We start from the raw sequence: 7500 nt of genomic DNA, 5'->3' as shown, positions 1-7500 counted from the left end.
GGGCCGCCGGTCTGAAGTTCTAGGACTGACGGTGACGGAATCCTGCACACCCGCACGCGCCGCTGTGCGAACGTGCAGAAACTCTGCCTGAAGTTCACCACCTTCCCAACATTGAATCGACAGGCATTCGCTGTTCGCGCTAGACATATGGCCGGGGTTGTCTGGGGCTATGTTTCGCGTTTTTTTATCCGCGTATTGCTGTTTATTGCATCGGCGCTGTTAGCCACAACGACGGCCCGCGCTGGCTTGCAATTCCAAGCAGGACAAACTGACTGGGGGTTGCATTACATCCCGGTGTCAGGCGATTTCGCCTACCAGGACGACCTGTCTATCTTTGAGAACCAGGTGCGATCCAATTCGGCGACCACAATCACATTCGCGTCTCCAGGCGGCAACATTCAGAAGGCAATGGAACTAGGCCGCCTCATACGCAGGCTAGGCATCAATACGATCCAGTTCAAGGCTGTCGAATGTGCCTCCGCATGCTCTCTTGCTTTCCTAGGCGGCGTCATCCGCTACGCTGACCCGGGCTCCATTGGAGTTCACAAGTCATCTTTCCAGGGCAACGTTCCTCTCACCACCCAGGAAGCTGTCTCCGCCGTCCAGCAGATTACCGCCGATGTCATGACCTACATGATTGAAATGGGCGTGGACCCGGCCCTCCTCCAGCTTTCGCTTCAATATGACAGCAACGACATCCGATATCTGTCGATGAGCGAGATGGTGAAGTACAAGGTTGTGACCTTCGTACCGGGCGCCGGCCAAAGTCAGGTGGCGAGCCAAGCACCATCCTCGACGCCAACACCTCAGCCGCAAGTCACCCCGCCCCCGACTGCTGCTCCGCCCCAGTCAGTTGCTCCGCCTCCTCCTGCTGCTCTGTCACTCGCAATTCCGCAGGCCCGCTCGGGTCGCATCGGCCATCCCAGGGGCTCCGCGCCCCTCAAGACCTCGCCAGAGGGAAAGTCGGCAAATGTGGCGGTGCTGAGGAACGGAAGTTGGGTGGCAATCCTTGGTAACAGCGGTCGCTGGTACCGAATCCAGGCCGGAAATCAAGTTGGCTACATGCACGACACCTGGGTTCACGTCGACCAATACGACAGCGGCCCATTCGGAAAGAGGCATATTCAGGTCAAGAGCTTCAACAACTATGCAGACGCCGAAGCATATGTGCGCTCCGCATCGATTCCTCTTTCTGCCTATCTTGCCACAAATGGCTGGTTCGCGATCACCTTGGAAAGCACGTATGACGAGCAAATGGCCAAGAGCTTAGTAAACGAGATGAAGGCCAGGGGCGCGATCCCCGACGACGCCTACGCGACCTTCGGCAACACCTACGTTCGCAAGGTGTGCTGCCAGTAACTCGGTCGAGGCCTAATCAGCCGCTATGCCTCGATGTCGAACCTTGCAGAAGTTCACCGAAGGGCAGTTGACCTGCTCCCCTGGAAAGTCCTCGCCTTGAGGTTAGCCTGTTCTCTGGAAGAGGAGACGGGCAATGAAACGATCCAGATTCACGGACGAACAGATCCTTGGGAGGATTGGCCTGGACGACCTTTATTTAGACTGTCGCCGATAGGAAAACGCCGCCTCCTCGATAGTGGGTTTAGCGATGTAGCGGTCTAATGACTCGAACGCCATATCCTAGGCGGGTGGTATGTTCAGGTTATGATGGAAGATGTTGTTGGGGTCATAGCGCGTTTTCAACTGCCGCAGCCTTGCGAGGTTTTGACCATAGGCGGCCAACGCTGCCGCGCCGGCGTCCTCGTCTGCCCCCAAATAATTTGCATAGCGACGCTTGCCAGCAAAGGGCTCGAGGGCATCGAAGCTGGCGCGCGCCCAAGCGGTGGTGCGATCCGCAGAGGCCTTGTCCATCCATTGGCCAAGCACGAGCGTGTTGAAGCCAATGTCACGGAGCGCGAAGGAGGTGGATTCTACCGGAACGCGCGACGCAGAGCCGTGGAAACCTTCCAGCAAGATCGAGCTTGTTGGAACCGGGCAGCGCTCATATGCGATCACGAGGGCCTCGACAGCATCGTCGTCAAGGCGCGGAAGGAACGTGGACTTCCAGTAGTTGAATGCGCCGGAAGGGAAGCCCGCGTCCAGCATTCCATTGAGGTCCACATAGGGTATCGGCCCTAACGCATCCACCGCTACGGTGCCAAAGCTCCGGATCTTGCGTCCAACGATCTCCGCATCTTCGGGTGAGCCGATATGACAGGAAACGATGGCAACGATCGGGGTGCCCGAGCCGTCTGGCGCGGTAGTTAAGGCGGCGACGAGCATAAGGTCGTCCGAGGCATTTTCAGCGAGGTCCCGGAACCCGCGGAGGACTTGTCTCGCCTCTCGGAATGGAAAGGCAACGATCCCTCCGAACACGACTGGGCCGACGGAATGCAGGCGGAACTCGAAGGAAGCGGCAACGCCGAAGTTGCCACCGCCGCCACGGAGCGCCCAGAAGAGATCGGGATTTGCGTCGGCGCTCGCCGTCACCACGGAACCGTCGGCGAGCACCAGATCGACGGAGATCAGATTGTCCAGCGCCATTCCGTATTTCGGCATAAGCCATCCAAGGCCGCCGCCGAGGGTAAGTCCAGCAACACCAGTACTTCCAATCACGCCTCCAGTGGTCGCAAGACCATGTAACTGGGTCTCTCTATTTAACTCCCTCCAAGTCACCCCGCCCTCGACTACGGCCGTACGGACGGCAGCATTCACGTGAACTCCTTTCATCAAGGAGAGGTCGATCATAAGGCCATTGTCGACCACCGCACGCCCAGCGACGTTGTGGCCGCCGCCGCGTATGCAAATCTCCAGACCGGTCGCTTGGGCGTAAAGGACAGCATCGACGATGTCGGCAATACCTCGACAACGGGCAATGACTGCGGGGCGTCGGTCGACGAGGCCATTGTGTATCCTCCTTACCTCATCAAAAGTAGGCGCGCCGGGCTGGAGAACTGATCCGAGAAAATTGCGAGCAAGTTCTGTTTGGACTTCCATGACGCTTCCCCTCCTGTCAGGCGACCGCACTGCCGCGGAAGCCACGGTGAAACCGGCGCAGAAAGCGAACGGTCCGAACGGTTCTACGTCGGAATTATTAGCCAAGGCCATCATGATCCCGGCGACGATCCGATGCAACAGCTGACGTTGCCGCTGGATCCTAGTGCCCGAACCGCGCGGGCCAGGTTCTTATGCGGCTTCAGCTGCAGGCTTGAATTTTCTCTTTATCTAAGCGCGCTCGCCAAAAACCTCAGCCTTCTTTGCCGCGCTCAATCTCGACAGTCCCCGTTGCTTCTACAGGTAAATCAAACGCTCCCTGAAGTTCGCGCGAACTTCGCTACGATTTCACTCGCAGTTCGACGCATCAGATCCAGAAGCGTCCAGCCGAAAGCATCACTCCAGCACTGCGCTTGGACTATCAACTCGAAGACAATCCGATACTCCATCCCTATCTGGCTTTCGCCTGTTTCGCGCGATGACGCGCCTCCAGCCGCGAAAGGACCGCGTCGGCGGGAACGCCTTTCGTTGGATCTCGCTGCAACTCAGCCAGATAGCAAAACGGCCCGCGGGAGGCGGGCCGTTTTTGGTATCTGGTTGCGGGGACAGGATTTGAACCTGTGACCTTCAGGTTATGAGCCTGACGAGCTACCGGGCTGCTCCACCCCGCGTCAACGATAGAGGTAAGCTTGAGCTTACCGATTTCAAGAGACCGCCAAATGAAAGGGCCGCTTGCGCGGCCCATGATCCCGTTTGGCGGGCCTTATGCATGTCGCCCAAAAGTGCCTGGCGGTTTTGGGACTACGACATGCATCACAATAATCGTAGGGAGAAGATTTCCATCCGGATCCGCTTGATCCGGATGTGAGATGAACGTGCGCTTGGCAGACCTGGCAGCGACCTACTCTCCCGCGTCTTGAGACGAAGTACCATCAGCGCTGGAGCGTTTCACGGCCGAGTTCGGAATGGGATCGGGTGCAGCCGCTCCGCCATAACCACCAGGTCGGCAAAACGCACGTTCAAATCGAGAAGCTGTTCAAGCGCGATCCAAAGGATCGTCGCAGCGCGATCCAAAGGATCGTCGCAGCGCGATCCGAGGATCGTCGCCTTTGTGCCTTGGTTGTTCTTTCGGTCTGGCGCCCTTCGAAGCGAAGCTTCGCAAGGTCGACCGGCCGTCGGCGCCGATGCGCCGCACCCACGTAGCGCCGCCCGAAGGGCGGAACAAGCGTGAGTGAGAACAAGATGGATATTAGGAATGAGAACGATCAAGCCGATCGAACTATTAGTACCGGTAAGCTTCAAGCGTTGCCGCTCTTCCACACCCGGCCTATCAACGTGGTCGTCTTCCACGGTTCTCAGGGAATACTCGTTTCAAGGTGGGTTTCCCGCTTAGATGCCTTCAGCGGTTATCCCGTCCGGATATAGCTACCCTGCAATGCGGCTGGCGCCACAACAGGTCCACCAGAGATCCGTCCATCCCGGTCCTCTCGTACTAGGGACAGATCCTTTCAATATTCCTACACCCACGGCAGATAGGGACCGAACTGTCTCACGACGTTCTGAACCCAACTCACGTACCGCTTTAAATGGCGAACAGCCATACCCTTGGGACCTGCTCCAGCCCCAGGATGCGATGAGTCGACATCGAGGTGCCAAACAACCCCGTCGATATGGACTCTTGGGGGTCATCAGCCTGTTATCCCCGGCGTACCTTTTATCCGTTGAGCGATGGCCCTTCCACGCGGGACCACCGGATCACTATGACCGACTTTCGTCTCTGCTCGACTTGTCAGTCTCGCAGTCAGGCAGGCTTATGCCATTGCACTCAGCGAACGATTTCCGACCGTTCTGAGCCCACCATCGCGCGCCTCCGTTACTCTTTAGGAGGCGACCGCCCCAGTCAAACTACCCACCATACATTGTCCCGGACCCGGATAACGGGCCGCGGTTAGACATCCATAGTAATAAGGGTGGTATTTCAAGGGTGGCTCCACCTGAGCTGGCGCCCAGGCTTCAAAGCCTACCACCTATCCTACACATGCCACTACGAATGCCAATGTAAAGCTATAGTAAAGGTGCACGGGGTCTTTCCGTCTAACCGCAGGAACCCCGCATCTTCACGGGGAATTCAATTTCACTGAGTCTATGCTGGAGACAGCGGGGAAGTCGTTACGCCATTCGTGCAGGTCGGAACTTACCCGACAAGGAATTTCGCTACCTTAGGACCGTTATAGTTACGGCCGCCGTTTACTGGGGCTTCGATTCAGAGCTTGCACCCCTCCTCTTAACCTTCCAGCACCGGGCAGGCGTCAGACCCTATACGTCGCCTTGCGGCTTCGCAGAGCCCTGTGTTTTTGATAAACAGTCGCTACCCCCTGGTCTGTGCCACCCTCCTCTGCTTGCGCAGAAAAGGGTCACGCTTCTTCCGAAGTTACGCGTGCAATTTGCCGAGTTCCTTCAGCATAGTTCTCTCAAGCGCCTTGGTATACTCTACCAGACCACCAGTGTCGGTTTCGGGTACGGTCTATAAGGAGGAGCTATTTCCTGGAACCACTCCGCTGCCCTTTCAATCCGATAAGATTGGACAACTTGTGTGATCCGTCACTACCTCCAGGCCCACGAATATTAACGTGGTTCCCATCGACTACGCGTTTCCGCCTCGTCTTAGGGGCCGGCTAACCCTGCTCAGATTAACTTTAAGCAGGAACCCTTGGTCTTTCGGCGGGGGAGTCTCTCACTCCCCTTACGTTACTCATGTCAGCATTCGCACTTCTGATACCTCCACCGCCCCTCACGGGTACGGCTTCATCAGCTTACAGAACGCTCCGCTACCGCTCGTGATTGCTCACGAACCCTAAGCTTCGGTGTATGGCTTTAGCCCCGTTACATTTTCGGCGCAAAGACCCTTATTTAGACCAGTGAGCTGTTACGCTTTCTTTAAATGATGGCTGCTTCTAAGCCAACATCCTGGTTGTTTTGGGATCCTCACATCCTTTCCCACTTAGCCATAACTTGGGGACCTTAGCTGTAGGTCAGGGTTGTTTCCCTTTTCACGACGGACGTTAGCACCCGCCGTGTGTCTGCCGACTAGTACTCCCAGGTATTCGGAGTTTGGTTAGGTTTGGTAATCCGGTGAGGACCCCTAGCCCATCCAGTGCTCTACCCCCTGGGGTATTCGGTCGACGCTCTACCTAAATAGATTTCGCGGAGAACCAGCTATTTCCGAGTTTGATTGGCCTTTCACCCCTAGCCACAAGTCATCCCGAACTATTGCAACAGTTATGGGTTCGGCCCTCCAGTAAGTGTTACCTTACCTTCAGCCTGCTCATGGCTAGATCACTCGGTTTCGGGTCTAATGCGACGAACTGAACGCCCTGTTCAGACTCGCTTTCGCTGCGCCTACACCTACCGGTTTAAGCTTGCTCGTCACACTAAGTCGCTGACCCATTATACAAAAGGTACGTGGTCACCCGCCCATCAAAGCGCTTGCGCTCTTGATGGCAAAATCAAAAGTTCTTCAAATCGTCAAGCGATTTGAAGGACGGGCTCCCACTGTTTGTAGGCAATCGGTTTCAGGTACTCTTTCACTCCCCTTGTCGGGGTGCTTTTCACCTTTCCCTCACGGTACTAGTTCGCTATCGGTCATGCACGAGTACTTAGGCTTGGAAGGTGGTCCTCCCAATTTCAGACAGGATTTCACGTGTCCCGCCTTACTCAAGGACGATTGATCGCATTACGCGTACGGGGCTGTCACCCGCTATGGCCCTACTTTCCAGAAGGTTCCGCTTGTCTCTCAATCGCCACTGGCCTGGTCCGGGTTCGCTCGCCACTACTTCCGGAGTCTCGGTTGATGTCCTTTCCTACGGGTACTTAGATGTTTCAGTTCCCCGCGTTCGCCACTTTATCCCTATGTATTCAGGATAAGTTACCTATTAGCGATACTTGGAAACCACAGCAGCAGATCGCTCTGCAGCTCTGATTTTCCAAGTACCTTAGGTGGGTTTCCCCATTCGGAGATCTACGGATCAAAGGGTATTCGCACCTCCCCGTAGCTTATCGCAGCGTATCACGTCCTTCATCGCCTGTGCATGCCAAGGCATCCACCAATTGCCCTTAAGACACTTGATCGTTCTCATTGCCAATATCCATCGCGCGATTTCGAAGAAATCGTCGCTTCAGCCACCCCCTTGCGAGGTTAGCCAAGCGCGATCTCGCAGAGATCGTCGCACTTGAGCGACAATCCCTTGCGGGATTGCGCTTCAATGGAATTGGCACAAAAAGACCAGCTTCTCGAGATCGGTTCGAGGGCGCGGTTAGGCAAACCCATCATATGCAAGGGATTGAGCGTCCCTTGCGACAAATCATGACCCTTGCGGAGCATGAAGTTCGAACAAATCTTCTCTTTACGATGTCAAACAGAACAGGCGGAGAGCTTTGGCTCGCCGCAAACTCATTTTCGAATGACTTTTCTCTCATCTCTACTCGACACCAACACGCAATCCGCAAAGG

2 protein-coding genes, 1 tRNA gene, 2 rRNA genes and 1 pseudogene (1 of these 6 only partly in view) are annotated in these 7500 nt (G+C 56.0%); 1 reads left to right on the top strand and 5 read right to left on the bottom strand.

The genetic code is table 11. The annotated features are described in order from the left end of the window. A pseudogene (locus EN874_RS12705) lies at positions 1-4 on the bottom strand (FAD-dependent oxidoreductase); its annotated part reaches 254 nt to the left of the window's first position; the annotation flags it as partial. Between the two features lie 143 nt (positions 5-147). On the opposite strand from EN874_RS12705, the gene EN874_RS12700 reads away from it, so the two are divergent. Continuing rightward, positions 148-1359, top strand: a complete 1212-nt coding sequence (locus tag EN874_RS12700; RefSeq protein ID WP_127428825.1) for a hypothetical protein — start codon at positions 148-150, stop codon at positions 1357-1359. A gap of 279 nt (positions 1360-1638) precedes the next feature. On the opposite strand, the gene EN874_RS12695 is transcribed toward EN874_RS12700, so the two are convergent. From EN874_RS12695 to EN874_RS12680, 4 genes are all read right to left on the bottom strand, one after another. Then, positions 1639-2994: an FAD-binding oxidoreductase gene (locus EN874_RS12695; protein ID WP_168247464.1), complete on the bottom strand. Its 1356-nt coding sequence runs from the start codon at positions 2992-2994 to the stop codon at positions 1639-1641. 591 nt (positions 2995-3585) lie between these two features. After that, positions 3586-3662, bottom strand: a tRNA-Met gene (locus tag EN874_RS12690). A gap of 217 nt (positions 3663-3879) precedes the next feature. Then, positions 3880-3994, bottom strand: a 5S ribosomal RNA gene (gene rrf, locus EN874_RS12685). Between the two features lie 258 nt (positions 3995-4252). After that, a 23S ribosomal RNA gene (locus EN874_RS12680) occupies positions 4253-7119 on the bottom strand. Positions 7120-7500: the final 381 nt, after the last annotated feature.

Origin of the sequence: Mesorhizobium sp. M1D.F.Ca.ET.231.01.1.1 (genome assembly GCF_003999155.2) — a bacterium.
GTDB lineage: Bacteria > Pseudomonadota > Alphaproteobacteria > Rhizobiales > Rhizobiaceae > Mesorhizobium.
This window is presented reverse-complemented; position numbering and strand designations above follow the sequence as displayed.

Excerpts from the sequence above, each read along its gene's own strand:
- EN874_RS12700 (WP_127428825.1), top strand. The coding sequence starts at position 148 with ATGGCCGGGGTTGTCTGGGGCTATGTTTCGCGTTTTTTTATCCGCGTA.
- EN874_RS12695 (WP_168247464.1), bottom strand. The coding sequence starts at position 2,994 with ATGGAAGTCCAAACAGAACTTGCTCGCAATTTTCTCGGATCAGTTCTC.